Here is an 18,014-nt window from a genome sequence, read left to right on the forward strand (position 1 = left end):
TTCTACGGTCGGCGGGTGGGTTTCGAAGGCAATGCCTTGCGAATGTCTCTCTCGAGATCCTCGGCGTCGAATACTGCCGGGACCTCCAGCAGGCGGATGCCGGCCTTTCTGAGGGCTTCCCGTTTCACGGCATCGCGTATGAAGGTCGTGTCTCTGAAGTGTCCATGCCCCTGATACTCCACCGCCAGAACGGGCATGCCGTAAGCATCGATCACCAGAAAGTCCAGGCGCTTGCTGTTGATGGAGCGGAAGGCCAGATCACGTGCTTCTTGCGAACCGGAGGCCGGCTGGGGCGCCAGAACTTCACCCAGGCTGGTCTGAGCCATGACGCGAAGGCCGCCCGGGGTCTCCTGGGCGACCGTCTCCAGAATCCGGAGAATCCGGTATTCCGGCCTGTTGAGAAGGGGGCGCGCCTCGAAATCGACTTTGGAGATGAACTCCAGTTGAGCCGTTGGCTCGCCCAAGCGGTTGGATGGTTCAGGCCTTGGAGATGGCGCTTCTTCGGCCGTGGAGCCCTCTGTTTGCTTCGGGACAGGCTTGGCCTGACTCGGTGGTTGGGGAACAAGGCCGCGCCCGCTCATCGGTTTCGGCTTGGGATCGTCCGGTGGCTCCGCTGCCTTGGGTGGGGAAGATGGCGCCTCCGCGGCTGCGGCGTTTGTTGGAGCCTCCCGGGCCGGCTTGTCGTACCTCGGCGGCGGGAGAATGAAACCCCGACCACTCGCCGGTCTGGGTTTCGGCCCGCCCGGGGGTTTCGATGCATCAGGCCGCGGAGATGCCCCCGCTCCACCCGGGGTGCTTCTTGAGACTTCCGGCGCCGGTCGGTCGGCCCTCGGCCGTGGAGGTGTCAACCCCTGCCTCCGCAACGGTTCCGGCTTGGGTCGACTCCGCTTCCCGCTGCCGGGAAACCTGCCCCCGAACAGGGCCCACAAGAGCAAAATCGGTATCAGGGCCACGCTGCCCCACAGGCACACCCGCAGGATGATATCCACCGCGTCCATTCTCTTTCCCCTCTCCGTCCTCTATTCAGGCTGCCGGTTCTTACCTTTCCGAACCTCTCTTGCCGCCTGCAGGTCCATCCTATGCCGACGTTCCTCTGGCAGGCACTGAAGGTTCATTGCCATCCAATGTTATTTTGGTCCCGATCCGCCTCCGAAACAAGTCCCACGGTTAGCCACCGCCAGAACTCTCGAGCTGCGGCAAGCCGGCGCGGGCGCCCTTGAGGAGCAAGAGTGATGGGAAGAGGCACCCCCCCGGGAGCGCGGGCGTCCCGCCCGCATGCACTCCCGTTGCGTGCCGCTCAGTTTCCCTGCGATGGGGCAGCCGGCAACCCTGCCGGCGGAACGGCCTGGGCTCGGCCGAAGCAGAATCCTGGCGCCGTTGCGGGTCGCCCCGTATTGGACGGTCGCTGGTCGCCGCGTTCGAAAAAGAGGCGCGGCGCCGCGGCGCGCTGACTTTCACGCTGGGCACCGACGACGATAGCGGTGACACTTCGATCTCCGGAATGGATCTCTACGATGACGTTCCGCGTCACATCGAGGGACTCCACGATCTGGGCTACAAACACCCCTTTCTCTTCTATCGTCGTCTTGGTTATGTGGTCACCGGCATCATGCCCGAAGCCAACGGACCCGGCAAACCGGATATCTACATGTCCAGGTCCGCACGGTTGTAGCGCCCGGTGGGAATCCGCCTGAACAAGGTGTCGGGTCTGGATCATGAAACGGCGAGTGGGGACTGCTCTATGCAGGGACGGCCGAGACCGGGAGCGACTCGAGGCCGCGCAGGACGATGGCCCGGCGAAAGGCGGGACGGTCAGTAAGCAGCCCTATGGAGCTGAAGCGCTCCAGCAGCACTTCCAGCGCGACCCGGGCTTCCAAGCGCGCCAGGGGCGCGCCGAGGCAGTGATGGACGCCCCGGCCGAAGGAGAGGTTGCTGCCCCTGGAACGCTCGATGTTCAGACGGTCCGGGTCATCGAACACCTCCGGGTCGCGGTTGGCCGCGCCGATGGCCAGGATGGCGGGATCGCCGCGCCGCAAGCGAAAGCCCCGAAAGTCGCAGTCGTCAACCACGGCCCGGATATCGAGCTGAACCGGCGTGTCGTAGCGCAACAGCTCTTCCACCGCCCCCGGTATCCGACGGGGGTCTTCCCGCAGGAGCTCCAACTGTTCCGGATGCTGCAGAAGCGCCAGCATCCCGTTTCCGATCAGGTTGGTGGTCGTCTCGTTGCCGGCCACCAGCAGCAGTCGCAGCATGATCAGCATTTCACGCTCGCTGAGGGAATCCCCTTCCTCTTCCGCCTTTGCGAGGGCGCTGATGATGTCGTCTTTCGGTTGCAGTCGCCGGGCTCTGATTACGGGCATGAAGTAGGTGTCGAAGGCCTCGCCGGCGGCAGCGGCCCTCTTTCGCTCCTCCGGGCTGATGAGCGGTTCGAGGATGCGTGCGCGCTGGTTCGACCAGTGCTTGAATCGGAGGCGGTCCTCCGGCGGCAACCCCAGCATCTCGGCAATCACGATCACCGGCAACGGACCGGCCACCGCCGCCATCAGGTCGAAGCCGGACGGGTCGGCGACCGCATCAAGCAGTTCGACCATGATCCTACGGATATGGGGCTCGAGGGCGTTTACGGCCCGCGGAGTGAAGGCCTGATTGACCAGGCCCCGCAGGCGCGTATGCTCCGGCGGGTCCAGGAACAACAGGGACCAGTCCGCCCGGGGGGGAATGAAGTAGACACCCTGCCTCGACACCCGTCGATTGGTCGGCATGTTGGAGAACCGGCGGTAGTCTCGAAAGATGGCCTCCGCGTCGGCGTAGCGGCTGAACACCCAGCCGTCCAGCACCCGGCTGCGGTGCACCGGCGATCGGGTGCGCAGCCTGGCGTAGGCGGGATAGGGATTCCGTATTACCCTGTCCGACAGCGGATTGAAGGCCACGCCACTCCGGCGGTACTCCGGGATCAACAGGGCGTCGATGACCAGCGACCGCAGGGTCCATCTAAGCGCGTCCAGCATGATCGCTCTCCGGATGAATATGGAACGATAAGCTCAATGCAGGTTTTCCAACGATCCCGGCTAACGATTCGCTCAGAGCCTGTGGCGCCCGGTGCAAGGTGTGGATGTAAGCGCCTGGAGGTCTTGAGGCACAGCGGGGTCAGGAAGACTGTCCGGCCTGGATCAGCGCCGGCAGCTCGCAGGTCAGCAGGTCGCCGACTCCCTCCAGGCTGAGGTCGGCCGGGGGGAATTGAGCCAGAATTTCGGGGTCCAGGGCATAGTGCCCCTGCCGGGGAAATACGGTGGTGACCCGGCTTCCCCACACTTTCTTGGCGGCGGTCAGGATACGCAGCTTGTCGTCCACCAACACGTAGTGGTCCGCGGGATAGCGCCGTTCCACGTCTTCCAGCTCCTCCTCCTTGTGCACGTAGATCAGCACGTTGCCGCCGGCGGCCTTCGCCAAGCCGGACTGCTCCATCTTTCGAGGCTGGAACACCATGTCGCCGTCGGTGAGGATGGCGACCACGCCCCATTGCTGGAGGTGGCTCACCACCTCCAGCGACCGGGAGTAGAGGCGATCGGCGAAGGGGTAGTTGAGCATAAAGGAGGCAATCGACATCAGGCGCGGCTCGTGCGGATATCGATTGCGATAGCCCTGCAGAGCCCCCAGGTAGTCGTGATATCCCAGTTCGTCCCGCAACTCCTCGAAAACGGCCCAATAGCGCTGCTTCCCCTGGTGGCCCACCGTCTGCTCGATGTGGCCCATGAAATCCGCCAGGATGCGGTCGTTGTTCAGCAAGGTGTTGTCGGCATCGAGTAGAAACGCAACGGAATGTTTCATGAAGTCCGGGAACCTCCCTGGCCGTGAATCCCCAAGCCCTTCGGGGGCGGCTAAGGTTACCACGAATCCGGGAAAGGTCAGGGTGCTTGTAAGCTAATCGTGTCTCAGGGAGGGGCCGGAAGTCCTCCACTGAATCCGGGAGTAGCGAACCGGGCGGTGCTCCCGGTAAGCGTCCATTCTCTGCCGGATCTGGTCGACCAGCTCAGGCTGGCCCATGGAGGAAGCCAGGGATGCGGCCCGCGTGGCCGTTCCCAGCGCTTGAGGAAACCGCCCTGTCTCGGCGTAAGCCGCCGCCAGGGTGTCCAGGAACATGGGGTTGGCGTCGTTGGGAGGACGGCAGAAGTGTTCGGCCAGATCAACCGCCTCGGCGCCGGACCGCAGCGCCGGGTCGGGATCTGTGGCCAGAATCCAGGCCAGGCGGTTGGCCACGTGGACCAGGCCCGGATGGATACGTAGCGCCTCGCGGTAGTGGTGGACGGCCTGACGGGTGTCGCCCTGGTGCGCCAGCGCGTTGGCCAGGTTGGCGTGTCCCTGCTGGTTCTCCGAGTTCAGGCTGATGGCCCGTGCAAAGTGGGGAATGGCCTGCTCGATTCTGCCCTGTCCCAGCAGCATGGCGCCCAGGGCGTTGTGGATGGCGTAGGAGTCGGGTTCCAGGCGCAACGCCTCCTGCAGGAGATCATGGGCTTCCTGGAGTCTCCCCTGCTGCAGGCGCAGGTTGGCCAGATTGCTGCGAGCCTGCGCATTGGCCGGTGCAATCTTGAGGGCCTCTTCATAGTGACGCCCGGCTTCCTGCAGCCGTCCATCCATGGTCAGAACCACCGCCAGGCTGTTGTGGGCGTTGAGCGACTGGGGGTCGGTCTTCACCCACTGCCGGCAAAAGGCCTCGTAGTCTCGATAGTAGGCGCCCCGGGTGACGGTCTGGGCGCCCATCAGAAGCAGCACCGCCACGGCCAGCCCCGTCCAGAGCCTGGGCCTTCCATCCTTCTCGCGGTTGGAGAGAACCCAGGCCAGCAGAAAGAGCGGGCCCAACGCGGCCAGGAACACGTAGCGCTCGGCAAACGGAGCCTCCTGGTCCAGCAGGTTGGCCGTCGGCAGCAGGGTCAGAACGAACCAGCCCAGCCAGAACCAGGTCACGGCCCGAACCGCGGGCCAGGATCGCCGGATCCACAACAGCACCCAGCCGGCGATGGCCAGGCCGATGGCCAGCCGCCAGGGGCTGAACCAGACCCGGGCCGGAGGCTCGTAAACCATCTCCCAGTAGGGCACGGTCACGACCTGTAGCGCGTAGAGGAAGGAAAGCGCGAATTGCCCCAGGTCTCCCAGGCGATACTCCCCGCCCGCAAACAGGAAGTGGCGGATGGAAAAGTAGAGGGCGCCAATGGCGGCCTCCGGCCAGTAGCGGACCACCCAGCGGCGGAGGCTGCGGCCAGGCGGGGCCGAGGTCATCCCCAGAGCGTCGGCCAGGGCGAAAATGGCCAGGGTGACCACCGCCTGCTCCTTGCCGAACAGCGCCAGAGCGAAAGCCACGGAGGCGCCCACCCGCCACCAGGGCCCGGGCCTGAGGAAGCAGTAGAGGGCCAGCAGGACGAACAGGGCCGGCAGCAGGGTCTCGCGTCCCGAGGCGATGGGGTAGACGCAGGAGGAAGCCACCGGATGCAGGGCAAAAACGGCGGCGGCCAGCAAGGCCCAGCGGGGCTGCAAACCGAAGACCGGCAGTCTGAGCAGGGCGAAGACGACGAGGGCAATCAATCCGGCCACGGCGGCGTTGAACAGGTGAAAGGGCCCCGGCTCGTCTCCGTGGAGGGATCGTTGCAGCAGCAGCGAGGAGCGCACCACCGGCCGGTAGTAGGGCAGGCTGAGGAAGTGCCTCTCCGTCAGAATGCGCCCGAGATCCTGAATGGAACGCAGGGGGGCATTGGAGAGAATCACCTCGTAGTCGTCATAGAGAAACTCGTGGTCCACCGACGGCAGGTAGACGGCTACGACCGCCGCAAACAGCAGTAGCGGAATCCACAGCCGCCAGCCACCGAAAGAGAATCGGGGTCCCTGGCGAGCAGACGCCGGAGCGGATTTCCGTTTCGCCTTTCTTGCCTTCTTTGCCAATACCTACCCCCGATCGGGCGACCGCTTCCGGCCGACGAGCCTAGCGCCCATTATGGTACGATTTTGCTTCTCCGGCACGTCAATCAAGAGATTCAACGCCCGAGATGGTCATTACTGCAATATGGAGACATTTCCCGGATGGTGTTATGCCTCTTGAAGCCGCGCCGAGCCCAGCAGCAAAATCTAGCCGGTTAGTCCAGCCAGGAGAGCACACAATGACCGACTGGTCCTTGCAAGACGCCAAGAACCGCTTCTGCGCCGTGGTCGATGCCGCCATCGGCGGCGCGCCGCAGCGGGTGACCCGCCGGGGCAGGCCCGCCGTCGTGGTGCTGGCGGCAGACGAGTACGAGCGCCTGTGCCGTTTGGAGAAAGCGAGTGCTCCAACGCTGGCCCGGTTGTTGCTGGACATCCCGCGGGCTGATCGGGATTTCGACCGACAGTCGTTACCAACCCGCCCGCTGGACCTGTGATGTTCCTGATTTATACCGACGAGAGGAGGAAGGTCGGCATGTTGAAGTGCGTCGTTCACCCTGGCGAGATTCTGAGAGACGAGTTGGCCGAGTTTGGCGTGAGCCCTACGGCATTCGCCCGTCAGATAGATGTGCCGCCCAACCGGGTGAGTCAAATCATCGCCGAAAAACGTACTGTTACCGGCGATACCGCGCTGCGGTTCGGGCACTGGTTCGGGGTGGACCCCCAATTCTGGCTGAATCTCCAAACACAGTTCGACCTCGCCATCGCTCAGCAACAGGCCGGCGCTGCCGTGCGTGAATTGCCCACGGCGGCCGCGGGCAGGTAGCACCGGGGAGACGTCAATCGTTCAGCGGTTTGCTGCACCGCCGGAGGAAGAGTTTGAGAAATGAGCGATCTTTGCCCAACACTCGCCTCCCTGATCGACATAGGCTTCGAGCGCCGCAAACCTCGAGTGGGAATGGAAACCGTCGGCTTCAAGTTCAATGTTCTCGACTTGGTGGCCTCGTACGGGATTAATAGGAACTTCCGGACCGTGGTCCTCCTCGGTGGCATCCTCCAAACAAAGCGCACTCTTGGTCTTGTCGATTCTGAGATTTCTCCAGATCTTGGAAGTGCCCGGGAGGCTGCGGCCTGGATAAGCTATGCCCTTAAGTCCCATAGGTCGGACCTGGAGCCCCTGCCGGCTTGGTTCGTGGAAGGAGAGCTTCACTGGGACCTCATCCCGTTTGTGCGGCACATGCGGGATTACGAGGCTCGACCACAATGTTACGTCGACCGCGAGTATGCTCGTACGCTTAGGCGCAAGCTGCGTGCAGCACTTTCGGACATCTCTAGAGACACTGAGATGAGTTTCAGCTTTGACGGACGTGTCCTTAGCATCACCCTGTGCGGCACCGTGCATGAGGTCATCGCATCAGGAACAGGTTGGACTTCCGCTTATAGCGTCATGGTAGGTCATGGGACGGCGTTGCCCACTCGATTTACCTGCTCAGCGGTTGAAGTGAGTGTGTTTGAGGGCGTTCTGACCTTCGGCAATATTCGCCTGAAGCCATGTAAGGCAACAACCTGAAATTCTCCGAAGGCAAGGTCTAATACGCCAACCACACCCGGCTGGAGGTCCTGGGCTTACCTGCGGCCCATGGCGCCGACATCTCCTACTGACGACGCATCGATAGCCTGAAGAAAAGGAGACCATGGCAAGAGTACAACCGGGAAAAACACGCTCCCCAAAGGGCGCAATGCCCGGCGGCGCCGGCGCAACCACGGGCTATGAGGCTGACCTTTGGCGCATGGCGGACGCCCTGCGCGGCAGCATGGATGCGGCTGAATACAAGCATGTTGTCCTGGGCCTCATTTTCCTGAAATACATCTCCGACGCCTTCGAGGAGCGGCATGCGGCCGTTCTGTCCGAATGGGGCGGCGAGGCCGCCGAGGACCGCGACGAGTACATCGCCGAGAACATCTTCTGGGTGCCGCCCGAGGCCCGCTGGGTGCATTTGAAAGCCCAGGCGCGCCAGCCGACCATCGGCCAGCTCGTCGACGGCGCCATGGCCGGCATCGAGCGCGACAACCGGGCGCTCAAGGACGTGCTGCCCAAGGACTACGCCCGCCCCGCCCTCGACAAGCAGCGGCTGGGCCAACTCATCGACCTCATCAGCAACATCCTGGTGGGCGATGAGGAAGCCCGCTCCAAGGACGTGCTGGGCCGGGTCTACGAGTACTTCCTGTCCCAGTTCGCCAGCGCCGAGGGCAAGAAGGGAGGCGAGTTCTACACTCCGCGCTGCGTGGTCAAGCTGTTGGTAGAGATACTGGAGCCCTATCGAGGACGTGTATACGACCCCTGCTGCGGTTCCTCCGGCATGTTCGTGCAGTCGATGGAGTTCATCCGGGCTCATGCCAGCGGCAACGGCAACGGCGGACAGGCCAGAGCCGACATCTCCATCTACGGGCAGGAATCCAACTACACCACCTGGCGGCTGGCCAAGATGAACCTGGCCATCCGCGGCATCGAGGGCCAGATCGCCCACGGCGACAGCTTCCACAACGACCGCCATCCCGACCTCAAGGCCGACTTCATCCTGGCCAATCCGCCCTTCAACGTCTCCGACTGGGGCGGCCAGCGGCTCACCCAGGACCAGCGCTGGCAATACGGTGTCCCTCCCAAGGGCAACGCCAACTTCGCCTGGGTGCAACACATGGTCCACCACCTGTCGCCCGCCGGCGCGGCCGGCTTCGTGCTCGCCAACGGCTCCATGTCGTCAAGCCAGTCAGGTGAGGGAAACATCCGCAGGTCGCTGATCGAGGCCAACCTGGTGGACTGCATGGTGGCCCTGCCCGGCCAGCTCTTCTACTCCACCCAGATCCCCGCCTGCCTCTGGTTTCTGGCGCGCCGACGGGAGCGGAGCGGTGAGATCCTGTTCATAGATGCCCGCAAGCTGGGACGCATGGTCGACCGCACCCACCGCGAGCTGACCGACGAAGACATTGCCCGCATTGCCGGCACCTACCAAGCCTGGCACAGCCGTGCTTCTATTTTCTCGAAGGAAGCGGGCCAGGGCGAGGGTGGCGCTAACGTGTACAAGGACGTTCCGGGCTTCTGCAAAAGCGCCGTCCTGGAGGAAGTCCGCCAGCACGGCCACGTGCTCACCCCCGGCCGCTATGTCGGCGCGGAGGTTCAGGAGGATGACGGCGAGCCGTTCGAAGACAAGATGAAGCGACTGGCTGCCCAGTGGCGCAAACAGCAGGCCGAGGCGGCGAAGCTGGATGCGGCTATTGAGTTGAACCTGAGCGGGCTGGGGTTCAATGGAAACATGGAGGGGGAACAATGATTCGACCCACTGAAGTAGCGGGCCGAGAGGGATATCGGATATGGATCCGGTTCTCGGACGGGGCTACCGAGAGGTTGGCCTGTCCCATCTGGCGGGGCCGGCCAGGTAGGGCGGCAGTTTGAAGTCAGTGGATGCGGCTGACGGTCAACAAAATCATGAGGTGAACCTAATGATCGAGTGGTTCGATGTCCTAAAGTTATCTGTACCAGTATTCTTGGCGTTCCTCGGTTGGCTATTGAATGAACACAGCAAGAGGCAGTGGGAACGATATAAGAGAAAGGAAGAGCGATACGTTGCCCTGTTAGAGAGTCTGAAGGGTTTCTACGCCAGCGCCGGTCCGACAACAGCTAGAGACGACAAGGAGAGATTTCTTCAACAACTCTCTGTTGGTTGGCTCTATTGTCCTGACTCTATAATCCGACAAATTTACATATTCCTGAATCATGTGAGTACCGACGTCCGCAAGTCTGATGAGGAGAAGGAAAAGGCAGTTGGAGAAATTGTCTCTCTGATGAGAAAGGATCTACTCGGCAAGAGGTTCTTTTTACGGGGTAGAACAAGATTGAATGCATCAGACTATCGGCATCTCAAAGCCACTTAAACGGGCATGCGCGTGGTCGTGAACGGGTATGAAGATGGCTTCGATGACGTGTCGTACGAACGGATCGCCGTGGTCAAGTTGCACTTGAACCGAGGTATGAAAGACTGGCAGGGTCGGCACCTGGAACCCGCAACGCAGACCGAAGAAATGCTTGGTGACGAGGATGTCGTGGACGCGCTGGCGATTCTCCGCGAGTCCAATTGATGTGCCGTGCTGTCTATAGGCATTTGCGACGGCCCGGACGTAAGAGATCTGACGCATGCGCCGCGATCGAATACGACAAGTTTCAGATGTTCCTCAAGGGTCTTGAGGAGCAGTACGAGAGTTACCGGCAAACTGACGATTCCCTGCCCAAGCTGACCGAGGGAGCTATTGCCGGGTTGGTCATTCAGCACTTCGAAACCTGCTTTGACTGCCTGTGGAAGGTGTTGAAGCGGTACTTGATTGAAGAACTGGCTCTCGCGGACGCGCCCAACAGTCCCAGGTCCATCTTCAGACTGGCCTGCGAGAACGATCTGCTCGATAGGTCACCGGAGGGATGGTTCGATTACACCGACGCCCGCATCGGTACGGCTCACGATTACAGCGGCGAGAAAGCGCAAGCCTGCCTGGAAATCATGGGCGATTTCATTGAGGACGCTATCGGCCTCTACCAGACCATGACCGAGGAGACATGGGACTAGACCGGCCCATCGATATCACCACGGACCAGCGCAAGACCGTTATGGCGTTGCTCGCCAGCCACCTGCCGAACACCACGGCCTGGGTCTACGGTTCCCGCGTGAAGTGGACTTCGAGCCCGAAGTCTGATCTGGACTTGGTGGTGTTTGCAACTCCTGAGCAAACCGGCCAAGTCTCGAATCTCAGGGAAGCCTTTGAGGAAAGCAACCTGCCGTTTCGGGTGGATCTGTTTGTTTGGGACGATGTGCCAGAGCAGTTCCGCGAGACGATTGAAATGGAGCATGTTGTGTTGCTGGAGAGGGAAAAACAAAAGACAGCAAGGGACTGGCACAAAACCACCCTCGGAGGCTTGTTATCGTTTGCAAACGGAAAATCGAGCCCGCGACGATCTGGCAGTTTGCCACACCCCGTCTACGGCTCAAATGGAATTATTGGCTTTTCTGATGAATCCAATGCAGATCCCAACACCATTGTCGTTGGGCGCGTCGGAACCAACTGTGGCTCTCTACACTACAGCGACCGAATGTGTTGGGTGACAGACAACGCCATTCGATCAACCGCGATCAACCGGAATGACGCGAAGTTCGTGTTCTATCTGCTCCAGACACTTCGACTGAATGAGTGGAGAGCGGGTTCCGGTCAACCCCTGATTAACCAGACTATACTCTCCTCGATACCTGTGTCAGTGCCGGACCCTAAGGAACAGCGCGCAATCTCCCAGGTCCTCGGGACACTGGACGACAAGATCGAGTTGAACCGGCGGATGAACCAGACGCTGGAGGCCATGGCGCGGGTGCTGTTCAAATCCTGGTTCGTCGACTTCGACCCCGTCCACGCCAAAGCCACCCTTAAGCATCACGTTGCGACTTTCCCTCAAGGGGGGAGTGATTGGGGCGTCGAACGCGCTCGCGCCTGTCTCGACAGGATGGACTCAAATATCGCAACCCTATTTCCGGACAGCTTCGTGGATTCCGAACTCGGCCCGATACCGGAGGGGTGGGAAGTGGTTCCGCTGGCTGAAACGATCGAGGTCAATCCATCGCGACCGCTACGAAGGGGAGAGATTGCGCCCTATCTCGACATGGCCAATATGCCCACGAAAGGACACACACCCGAAACGGTCATTGACAGGCCCTTTGGATCTGGAATGAGATTTGCTAATGGGGACACGCTTCTCGCGCGTATTACTCCGTGTCTCGAAAACGGTAAGACGGCGTATGTTGATTTCCTGGAGGAGGATCAGGTCGGCTGGGGATCAACGGAGTACATCGTTCTACGCCCCAAGCCGCCGTTACCCAGCAAATTTGCCTATTGCCTCGCACGTAGCGATGGCTTCCGCGAGGTTGCGATTCAAAACATGACAGGGACAAGCGGCCGGCAGCGTGTTCCTGAGACCGCCATTTCGAATTATAGAATGACCATTCCCAAAGGACTTGGGGTCCCGAGAATGTTCGGAGAGTTAGTTGAGCCTCTCTTGTCACTCGCATCTCAGAATGCGGATGAATCCCACGCCCTTGCTGCCCTGCGCGATACGTTACTGCCTAAACTCATATCCGGCGAGTTGAGGGGGGTAAAGCAAGCCCACCAAGTGCAAAATGAGTTCCGACCCTCGGGGTTCTCCCAGCCCATTACCCAGAGAAATGAGTAACAATGGGACAGCACTACCTTCCACAACACTACCTGCGCCACTTTGCAACACCGGAGGCCCCAGACAAGATCTGGATGTATGACAAATGTTCTAAGGAGTTTAAACGACTTCCGATTAAGAATGTGGCGCAATCGAGCAGATTCTATAGCGAGAAAGATGAGCGTGTGTTGAGCGACTGGATCGAAGGTCCCGCTCAGGATCCGCTTGGTCAACTGCGAAACGGCCAAGAGGTTGGAGTCGAAGGTAGACGAGCAGTCACAGTTTATTTGGAATCAATGATCAAGAGGGGGCCGCGTAATAGGCGAAAAATGATTGAGAAAGCCCCTCAAACCAAAAACGAACTGTTATCAGAGATTAAAGGAAATCTTGAGTTAGAGGCATCGAGATTCAATTTGTCTCAGGAAGAATTACTACACAAGATCGACGAATGGGAGGGGAAATTTGACAGCAAGCGGCTTTCAATGAAGGACGATCTTATCCGTCGTCAATGGTTTTCGCCGGCCGTGTGCGAGTACATCTTTTCTATGACGTGGCGAGTCATCAAAGCAGACGACGCACACCGCTTTATTACCTGTGACCATCCAGTATTCTTCGATGAGGGGTACGGATTGAAACCCCCATATGGAGAGTTCAGTTTTCCTTTGTCGTCTGATAATGCATTGCACGGCAGTTGGCGGGGGCCGCAAGAGGGGTTTTTTTTCGTTCAGGCGAGGCCACCACTTGTTAAGGAAATAGATCGTCGTGTGGCTTTTATGGCGGAGCGCTTCGTGTTTTATCATCGCAATGCCAGTTGGGTGCCCAAAGTTGCCGACAAACTGAGCCCAAGGCTGACTCCAATTGAGTGGTAGTTTCGCCGCCCTCAACGACTTGTTGCTGCCAAAACTTATCTCAGGGAACTAGTGGAATGCGGGAGATGGAGCAAATTTCTACGGCATGGACAGGTAACAGAGCCACGGGAAGTTAGGCCCCGACTGGTCAGAAGCGAAGACTGAGTAGAGAAGACTGTGGACGTTAACCTAAATGTTCCTGCGCTAGAAAAATTATTGGACTACGCAGCCAGCGGAATAGGCAGCGTTGCTGGTCCAATGTTGGCGTCTTGGAGAGCACGGCGAGAAGCTGAAGCTAAGCGGATAGCTGCAGAGGGCGACGTAACGGCCGAAAACATTCTGGCTGAAGGACAGTCAAGTGCATTGCAGACTATTGCAAACGCACAAGCGGACGCGCGTGCGAGACTAACATCCTCGAACACAGCCGTACGGGGAGAGTTGACCATTGCCGAGACGGTGAGCCAAAGAATTCAATTCCAAGAGGAGAAGAGGCAAGGAAATATTGGAGCGGTCGTGAGGCAAGCTGCCGCAGAACTGGGGGGAAGAGATGTTCCAGATCGGGAGCCTGATCACGACTGGACTGCGCGTTTCTTTAACGAAATACAAGATGTATCTTCGGGAGAGATGCAAACACTTTGGGCGAAAGTACTCGCTGGCGAGGTTGAACGACCCGGAAGCACGTCCATCAAAACTCTAAGCATTCTGAAAAATCTTGATCTCGTGACCGCTACCCTCTTTAAAACGCTGTGTTCTGCCTGTGTATCAATCAAACTGGATGAGAATCAATTCATTGATGCCAGAGTTCCTTCATTGGGCAGAAATGCAGCAAGCAATGGGCTGCGAGAATACGGACTCGACTTTGGCAACCTCAACCTGCTCAACGAGCATGGGCTCATAATCTCTGATTACAACTCTTGGTTTGACTGCAGGGCGTGCATAGGGGTGTTTTCGGAGGGAGCTAAGCCGAAGATATTACGCTATCCCTTCAGTTTTCAGGGCCGATATTGGGTCTTGATACCTACAGCCAAACGTACTGTAAACCGAGAATTTAAGTTGTCAGGAGTGGCTTTGACCTGCTCAGGCCAGGAACTATCAGTGATCGTCGGTTTGGAGCCTATGGACAAGTACTCTCAAGCGCTCATGGAGTATTTTAAGGCGAATCATTTACAAATGACTGAAGTTGCCAGTGGGCAGCCAATGGTTATAGATAGTTCTCCGTGACTAGTGTCACCAAACCCCCTGTGCTCAACCGCTCTCCCCCGTTGGAGTAGTTGACTACATTCTCCACGCAAGAACGTGCCCGCAAATAAGACCACTCCCAATCACGCCTGGACCGTCGCCGCGGTCAAGGCCCGTCTGTCCGAGGTCCTGCGCCTGTCCGAGGAAGAGGGGCCGCAGCGCATCGGCACAATGAGGCCCCACAAGCCTCTTGGCCAGTGGCTCGTAGAGAACGTGCCACGCGGCACCAATTTGGAGGTACCGGACCGAAGGTCCCATCGCTCGATTCCCTTCTTTGACGAAACAGGCGAATGACCACCCTCACCGAATCCGACGTCGAGCAGGTCGCCCTCGCCTGGCTGGCGAATGTCGGTTGGCAGGTGGCCCACGGACCTGACATCGCCCCTGATACACCGGGTGCGCAGCGGTCCGATTACGGCGAGGTGGTGCTGGCGCAGCGTCTGCGGGATGCCCTGGCCGGGTTGAGCCCGCACCTTCCCTCCGACGCGCTGGAGGATGCCTTTGGCAAGCTGGTCCGACCGGAGGGGGCCACACTGGAGGCCCGCAACCGCGCCTTTCACCGGATGCTGGTGGAGGGCGTGACGGTGGAGTACCGGGCGGGCGACGGAGCCATTCGCGGGGCGCAGGTGCAGGTCATCGACTTCGACGAACCCGCCCGCAACGACTGGCTGGCGGTCAACCAGTTTAGCGTCACCGAGAATCAGCACACCCGCCGGCCCGACGTGGTGCTGTTCGTCAACGGCCTGCCTCTGGGCGTCATCGAGCTCAAGAACCCGGCCGATGAGGACGCCATCCTCTGGACGGCTTGGCAGCAACTCCAGACCTACAAGGCGGAACTGCCCACCCTCTTCTCCATGAACGAGATGCTCATGGTCTCCGACGGGGTCCAGGCGCGCGTGGGCACTCTCACCGCCGGAAGGGAGTGGTTCAAGCCCTGGCGGACCATCAGCGGGGAGGCACTGGCCGAAACGCATCTGACCGAACTGCAGGTGATGCTGGAAGGCATCTGCGAACGGGAGCGATTTCTTCCGCTGGTCCGCGACTTCATCGTGTTCGAGGACGACGGCGGCGGGTCGCTGGTCAAGAAGATGGCGGGCTATCACCAGTTCCACGCGGTCCAGGTGGCGGTGGACGAGACTCTGCGCGCGGCCGAGTTGGAGAGTTCCGAAGAGCCCGGGCGCTATGAGGCCGGCCGCAAGCCCGGCGGGGCCGCCGGCGACCGCCGCATCGGGGTGGTCTGGCATACCCAGGGTTCCGGCAAGAGCCTGACCATGGCCTTCTACGCCGGTCGCATCATCCGCGAGCCAGCCATGGAGAACCCGACCGTGGTGGTGCTGACCGACCGTAACGACCTGGATGACCAGCTCTTCGGCACCTTCTCCCGCTGCCGGGACCTCCTGCGCCAGCCGCCGGCACAGGCCGAGAGCCGGGCCGACCTGCGCGGCAGGCTCTCGGTGGAAGCCGGAGGGGTGGTGTTCACTACCATCCAGAAGTTCCTCCCCGAGGAGAAGGGCGATACCTTCCCGACACTCTCCCAACGCCGCAACATCGTGGTCATTGCGGACGAAGCCCATCGCAGTCAGTACGATTTCATCGACGGCTTCGCCCGCCACATGCGCGACGCCCTGCCCGGCGCATCCTTCGTCGGCTTCACCGGGACACCCATTGAACTGCAGGACGCCAACACCCGCGCCGTCTTCGGAGACTACATCAGCATCTACGACATCCAGCGCGCGGTCCAGGACAAGGCGACCGTCCCCATCTACTACGAGAGCCGCCTCGCCAAGCTGGCCCTGGACGAGAAGGAGAAGCCGACCATCAACCCGCGGTTCGAGGAGGCCACCGAGAGCGAGGAGGTGGAGCGCAAGGAGAAGCTCAAGACCAAGTGGGCGCAACTGGAGGCCATTGTCGGCGCCGACAAGCGCCTGAAGCTGGTGGCCCGGGACATCGTTGCCCACTTCGAGCAGCGACTTGAGGCTATGGAGGGCAAGGCCATGGTCGTCTGCATGAGCCGGCGCATCTGCATCGAGCTCTTTCGCGAACTGGAACGCCTCCGCCCCGATTGGCATCACGCCGAAGACGACGAGGGATGCCTCAAGGTGGTGATGACCGGCTCCGCCACCGATCCTGAAGACTGGCAGCCGCACATTCGCAACAAGCGCAGGCGGGAAAGGCTGGCCAAGCGCTTCCGCAAAGCTGCTGACCCGCTCCGGATCGTATTGGTGCGCGACATGTGGCTGACCGGCTTCGACGCCCCCAGCCTGCACACCATGTACGTGGACAAGCCCATGAGAGGCCACGGACTGATGCAGGCCATTGCCCGCGTCAACCGGGTGTTCAAGGACAAGCCGGGCGGCCTGGTGGTGGACTATCTGGGCCTTGCCCACGAACTGAAACGCGCCTTGGCGACCTACACCGAGAGCGGCGGCACCGGCAAGACGCCCTCGATCAGTCGGAAGCGGTGTCGGTGATGCTGGAAAAGTACGAGGTCTGTCTCGGCCTGTTCCACGGGTTCGATTGGTCAAGGTGGATCATCGGCACGCCGGCGGATCGGCTGGGGCTGCTGCCCCCTGCCCAAGAACATATCCTGGTCCAGGACAACGGCAAGGAACGCTGCTTACGAGCGGTGCGAGAGCTCTCCCAGGCCTTCGCACTCGCCGTGCCCCACGAGGACGCGCTACGCATCCGGGACGACGTGGCCTTCTTCCAGGCTGTCCAATCGGTTCTGGCCAAGCGCACCTTGCGCCAGGTGCGCAAGCAGGAGGAGTTGGACCATGCCGTGCGCCAGATCGTCTCGCGCGCGGTGGCCTCGGAGGGGGTCGTCGACATCTTCGCCGCCGCCGGGCTGAAGAAGCCCGACATCTCCATCCTCTCCGATGAGTTTCTGGCCGAGGTACGGGGAATGCCGCGGCGGAACCTTGCCGTGGAGCTGTTGCAGAAGCTGCTGAAGGGCGAACTCGCCAGCCGCCGCCGCAAGAACGTGGTCCAGGCGCGCTCGTTCGCCGAGATGCTGGAACAGACCCTCCGCCGCTATCAGAACCGTGCTATCGAGGCCGCGCAGGTGATCGAGGAGCTGATCCGGCTTGCCCGAGAGATGCGCGAAGCCGGTGCCCGGGGCGTTGAGCTGGGTCTGTCGGAAGAGGAACTGGCTTTCTACGACGCCCTGGAGACCAACGACAGCGCGGTCCAGGTTCTCGGCAACGAAACTTTGCGCGACATCGCCCGCGAGCTGGTCCAGACGGTGCGGGGCAATGTCACCATCGACTGGACGCTCCGCGAGAACATCCGTGCCAACCTCCGCCGCCTGGTCAAGCGCATCCTGCGCAAGCACGGCTACCCGCCCGACAAGCAGGAGAAGGCGACCCGGACCGTCCTGGAACAGGCTGAGGTTCTGTCGGAGGGATGGGCGGTGGCGGGTGGACCCTTCGAGGAAGAAACTGCAGATCGTATTTGAAGGTGAACCACAAGTAGACACGGATGGACACGAAGACCGATGGACTTGCTTCAATGACCAACGGTGCCCGTATGCTTCTGCGATATCGTGACCTTGGTATCACAACGTCATGGGAGGTAGCCCCCCGGGAGCGCGGGCGTCCCGCCCGCACAACATTGGCAAGGCCTCGCCCAACTCCTCCACCCGGTTCGACCGGCAGCGGCGCCGGCACTCTGCTTCGGCCGAGCCCATGCCGTTCCCGCCGGCAGGGTGGCCGGGTGCCTCATCGCAGGGAAACTGAGCGGCACGCAACGGGAGTGCATGCGGGCGGGACGCCCGCGCTCCCGGGGGG

The 18,014-nt window shown here is 60.9% G+C and carries 16 protein-coding genes and 1 pseudogene; 12 read left to right on the forward strand and 5 right to left on the reverse strand.

Features of this window, described 5'->3' with window-relative positions; genetic code table 11:
- Positions 1–2 precede the first annotated feature (2 nt).
- Positions 3–464, reverse strand: a complete 462-nt coding sequence (locus tag OXI69_09745; protein MDE2666424.1) for a DUF2726 domain-containing protein — start codon at positions 462–464, stop codon at positions 3–5.
- 1,037 nt (positions 465–1,501) lie between these two features.
- Between OXI69_09745 and OXI69_09750 the strand changes: the two genes are divergently transcribed.
- Positions 1,502–1,672 carry a hypothetical protein gene (locus tag OXI69_09750; GenBank protein MDE2666425.1) on the forward strand — a complete coding sequence of 57 codons (171 nt, stop codon included), beginning with the start codon at positions 1,502–1,504 and terminating at the stop codon, positions 1,670–1,672.
- 67 nt (positions 1,673–1,739) lie between these two features.
- Here the strand turns inward: OXI69_09750 and OXI69_09755 are convergent, their stop codons facing one another.
- The 3 genes from OXI69_09755 to OXI69_09765 all read right to left on the reverse strand — a co-directional run bounded on the left by OXI69_09755 (position 1,740) and on the right by OXI69_09765 (position 5,931).
- On the reverse strand, positions 1,740–3,008 hold the full coding sequence (locus tag OXI69_09755; protein ID MDE2666426.1) for a cytochrome P450: 1,269 nt from the start codon (positions 3,006–3,008) through the stop codon (positions 1,740–1,742).
- A 139-nt stretch (positions 3,009–3,147) separates the two neighbouring features.
- Complete coding sequence (locus OXI69_09760; protein MDE2666427.1) at positions 3,148–3,828, reverse strand: HAD family hydrolase; 681 nt, start codon at positions 3,826–3,828, stop codon at positions 3,148–3,150.
- A 93-nt stretch (positions 3,829–3,921) separates the two neighbouring features.
- On the reverse strand, positions 3,922–5,931 hold the full coding sequence (locus OXI69_09765) for a tetratricopeptide repeat protein (protein MDE2666428.1): 2,010 nt from the start codon (positions 5,929–5,931) through the stop codon (positions 3,922–3,924).
- Between the two features lie 215 nt (positions 5,932–6,146).
- Here OXI69_09765 and OXI69_09770 point away from each other — a divergent pair, with 215 nt between their 5' ends.
- The 11 genes and pseudogenes from OXI69_09770 to OXI69_09820 all read left to right on the forward strand — a co-directional run bounded on the left by OXI69_09770 (position 6,147) and on the right by OXI69_09820 (position 17,683).
- Positions 6,147–6,401, forward strand: coding sequence for a type II toxin-antitoxin system Phd/YefM family antitoxin (locus OXI69_09770; protein MDE2666429.1), 255 nt, complete (start codon positions 6,147–6,149; stop codon positions 6,399–6,401).
- Between the two features lie 38 nt (positions 6,402–6,439).
- On the forward strand, positions 6,440–6,730 hold the full coding sequence (locus tag OXI69_09775; GenBank protein ID MDE2666430.1) for a HigA family addiction module antitoxin: 291 nt from the start codon (positions 6,440–6,442) through the stop codon (positions 6,728–6,730).
- A 60-nt stretch (positions 6,731–6,790) separates the two neighbouring features.
- Complete coding sequence (locus tag OXI69_09780; GenBank protein MDE2666431.1) at positions 6,791–7,474, forward strand: hypothetical protein; 684 nt, start codon at positions 6,791–6,793, stop codon at positions 7,472–7,474.
- Positions 7,475–7,643: 169 nt separating this feature from the next.
- Complete coding sequence (locus OXI69_09785) at positions 7,644–9,233, forward strand: class I SAM-dependent DNA methyltransferase (protein ID MDE2666432.1); 1,590 nt, start codon at positions 7,644–7,646, stop codon at positions 9,231–9,233.
- A 169-nt stretch (positions 9,234–9,402) separates the two neighbouring features.
- Positions 9,403–9,834 carry a hypothetical protein gene (locus OXI69_09790; protein ID MDE2666433.1) on the forward strand — a complete coding sequence of 144 codons (432 nt, stop codon included), beginning with the start codon at positions 9,403–9,405 and terminating at the stop codon, positions 9,832–9,834.
- A gap of 6 nt (positions 9,835–9,840) precedes the next feature.
- On the forward strand, positions 9,841–10,038 hold the full coding sequence (locus tag OXI69_09795) for a hypothetical protein (protein MDE2666434.1): 198 nt from the start codon (positions 9,841–9,843) through the stop codon (positions 10,036–10,038).
- Positions 10,038–10,517, forward strand: coding sequence for a nucleotidyltransferase substrate binding protein (locus tag OXI69_09800; protein ID MDE2666435.1), 480 nt, complete (start codon positions 10,038–10,040; stop codon positions 10,515–10,517). The genes OXI69_09795 and OXI69_09800 overlap by 1 nt, the downstream gene beginning before the upstream one ends.
- Positions 10,508–12,163 (forward strand): restriction endonuclease subunit S, encoded by a 1,656-nt coding sequence (locus OXI69_09805; GenBank protein MDE2666436.1) that lies wholly within the window; start codon positions 10,508–10,510, stop codon positions 12,161–12,163. Before OXI69_09800 ends, OXI69_09805 begins: the two co-directional genes overlap by 10 nt.
- A gap of 2 nt (positions 12,164–12,165) precedes the next feature.
- On the forward strand, positions 12,166–13,011 hold the full coding sequence (locus OXI69_09810) for a DUF4238 domain-containing protein (GenBank protein ID MDE2666437.1): 846 nt from the start codon (positions 12,166–12,168) through the stop codon (positions 13,009–13,011).
- A gap of 417 nt (positions 13,012–13,428) precedes the next feature.
- Positions 13,429–14,211 (forward strand): DUF2806 domain-containing protein, encoded by a 783-nt coding sequence (locus OXI69_09815; protein ID MDE2666438.1) that lies wholly within the window; start codon positions 13,429–13,431, stop codon positions 14,209–14,211.
- A gap of 308 nt (positions 14,212–14,519) precedes the next feature.
- A pseudogene (locus OXI69_09820) lies at positions 14,520–17,683 on the forward strand (type I restriction endonuclease subunit R).
- A 99-nt stretch (positions 17,684–17,782) separates the two neighbouring features.
- On the opposite strand, the gene OXI69_09825 reads toward OXI69_09820, so the two are convergent.
- On the reverse strand, positions 17,783–18,014 hold a 232-nt coding region (locus OXI69_09825; GenBank protein MDE2666439.1), incomplete at its 5' end, for a hypothetical protein.

This window comes from Acidobacteriota bacterium (assembly GCA_028875575.1).
Classification (GTDB): domain Bacteria; phylum Acidobacteriota; class Terriglobia; order Versatilivoradales; family Versatilivoraceae; genus Versatilivorator.

Excerpts from the sequence above, each read along its gene's own strand:
- OXI69_09775 (MDE2666430.1), top strand. The coding sequence starts at position 6,440 with ATGTTGAAGTGCGTCGTTCACCCTGGCGAGATTCTGAGAGACGAGTTG.
- OXI69_09800 (MDE2666435.1), top strand. The coding sequence starts at position 10,038 with ATGTGCCGTGCTGTCTATAGGCATTTGCGACGGCCCGGACGTAAGAGA.
- OXI69_09805 (MDE2666436.1), top strand. The coding sequence starts at position 10,508 with ATGGGACTAGACCGGCCCATCGATATCACCACGGACCAGCGCAAGACC.
- OXI69_09795 (MDE2666434.1), top strand. The coding sequence starts at position 9,841 with ATGCGCGTGGTCGTGAACGGGTATGAAGATGGCTTCGATGACGTGTCG.
- OXI69_09790 (MDE2666433.1), top strand. The coding sequence starts at position 9,403 with ATGATCGAGTGGTTCGATGTCCTAAAGTTATCTGTACCAGTATTCTTG.
- OXI69_09755 (MDE2666426.1), bottom strand. The coding sequence starts at position 3,008 with ATGCTGGACGCGCTTAGATGGACCCTGCGGTCGCTGGTCATCGACGCC.
- OXI69_09770 (MDE2666429.1), top strand. The coding sequence starts at position 6,147 with ATGACCGACTGGTCCTTGCAAGACGCCAAGAACCGCTTCTGCGCCGTG.
- OXI69_09750 (MDE2666425.1), top strand. The coding sequence starts at position 1,502 with ATGGATCTCTACGATGACGTTCCGCGTCACATCGAGGGACTCCACGAT.
- OXI69_09785 (MDE2666432.1), top strand. The coding sequence starts at position 7,644 with ATGCCCGGCGGCGCCGGCGCAACCACGGGCTATGAGGCTGACCTTTGG.
- OXI69_09810 (MDE2666437.1), top strand. The coding sequence starts at position 12,166 with ATGGGACAGCACTACCTTCCACAACACTACCTGCGCCACTTTGCAACA.
- OXI69_09760 (MDE2666427.1), bottom strand. The coding sequence starts at position 3,828 with ATGAAACATTCCGTTGCGTTTCTACTCGATGCCGACAACACCTTGCTG.
- OXI69_09780 (MDE2666431.1), top strand. The coding sequence starts at position 6,791 with ATGAGCGATCTTTGCCCAACACTCGCCTCCCTGATCGACATAGGCTTC.